Origin of the sequence: Catenibacillus scindens, from assembly GCF_014202115.1 — a bacterium.
GTDB lineage: Bacteria > Bacillota > Clostridia > Lachnospirales > Lachnospiraceae > Catenibacillus > Catenibacillus scindens.
In genome coordinates, this window is record NZ_JACHFW010000055.1 from 1 (window position 1) to 1,173 (window position 1,173).

The 1,173-nt window shown below is 52.0% G+C and carries 1 protein-coding gene; it reads right to left on the minus strand.

What is annotated here, in order from left to right; genetic code table 11:
• Positions 1–862: DDE-type integrase/transposase/recombinase (locus HNP82_RS17785; protein ID WP_183776837.1), on the minus strand; the 862-nt coding region annotated here is incomplete at its 3' end.
• Positions 863–1,173 lie beyond the last annotated feature (311 nt).

Below are 1,173 nucleotides of genomic sequence, written 5' to 3' on the forward strand. Positions count from 1 at the left end.
TCCCCGGATAGGATACCCTGACCACTTCCGGAGACATCGGGTCGTAGGAAATCTCCACTTTGCAGCCGATCAGGGAAGGTTTTGTCTCATATTTTCTGCCCTGGAAGCTGATGCACGCGCCTTTGTCTACCAGACGGGTCTCGTGATGGAGAAAAGCTTCTGCGACTACGCCGGTATCCAGGAATGTCAGGGGACGGCTGTCCCTTCCCCATTCCTGCATTGGTGTGATCCCCTGGGCGGGAACGGGGCTGCCCAGGCTTTCGTAGTACTCACGGATCCCTTCATGGGGCTTCTTGTGGTAGTACTCTTCGAGGAAGATCTCCCAGTACTGGTTCAGCTGTTCCAGTGTCCGGATCTGATGCGCTTTTGCTTCCCTCAGGTACGAATCTACAACCTGATGGAATTTTTCACATTTGCCTTTCGATTTTCCACTCGCCCTGGGCGCATGGCGGATTGTGATCCCAAGTTTCCCCAGGGAGAGTTTCAGCTGTTTTGCTATGTACTGTGATCCGTTATCAAAGTAACAGGCATCAAATTTTCCGGCTTTGAGGACCACTTTCCGGAAAGTATCCTCCACAATGGATTCTTCCTGGCTGGCATAGAATTCAGACTGGATCACATACCGGGAATGGTCATCGATCGCGGAAGAGAGATAAGTCTGAACCATAGCCCCATTCCTGCCGATGGGAAGCTTTATGCCGTATTTAATGTCGCCCTGGATCAGCATCATCCGGTGCGGTTTGCAGAACCGTTTTGAGGAACTCTTCCTGGCATCGTTGTACATCTGCATCTGCCGGACACCGAATCCGGCTTTGTAGAGATAGCGCTCCATCGTGGAACGTTTCAGGACTCCCGGGGCCACACGGCCCTCCAGTTCCAGGATATAGATGATCTGCTGAACTGAGCGTTTTGGTACTTCCCGCTTCAGTTGGATTGCCTGGTCCAGAAGTTCATCAAAGTTTTCCGGGAGTTTCGGGGAGCGCTTTGATTCCCGGTCCTGCGGCTTCAGCCCGGGGAACCCGCCCTTCCTGTAAGCCGCTTCATAGCGGTACAGGGTTCGTGGGGACAGTCCGTTCTGTTTATAGTGGCTCAGTTGTCAAGACAAAAATCTAAGATTTTTATAATGAACTGATATGGTGGACAAGTTCCCGGGAGAAGGATGTAGATAGTGGG